The organism is Streptococcus infantis (assembly GCF_001579645.1).
GTDB classification, from domain to species: Bacteria; Bacillota; Bacilli; order Lactobacillales; family Streptococcaceae; genus Streptococcus; species Streptococcus infantis_E.
On sequence record NZ_LQZF01000200.1, the window covers coordinates 1 to 380 of the forward strand.

General features: G+C 48.2%; 1 pseudogene. It reads left to right on the top strand.

Annotation, left to right across the window (positions count from 1 at the left end):
• A pseudogene (locus SINDD18_RS11055) lies at positions 1 to 380 on the top strand (MSCRAMM family adhesin SdrC); the annotation flags it as partial.

Here is a 380-nt window from a genome sequence, read left to right on the forward strand (position 1 = left end):
GATGCACTTGTTGACGCTGACTCAGAGGCACTTGTTGATGCTGATTCAGAAGCCGATGTGCTTGCTGATTCTGAAGCTGATGTTGACGCTGACTCAGAGGCACTTGTTGATGCTGATTCAGAAGCCGATGTGCTTGCTGATTCTGATGCGCTTGTTGATGCTGACTCAGAAGCTGATGTGCTTGCTGATTCTGATGCGCTTGTGCTTGCTGACTCAGAGGCACTTGTTGATGCTGATTCTGAAGCTGATGTGCTTGCTGATTCTGATGCGCTTGTTGATGCAGACTCAGATGCTGATGTGCTTGCTGATTCAGACGCACTTGTTGATGCTGATTCAGACGCTGATGTGCTTGCTGATTCTGATGCACTTGTTGATGCAGA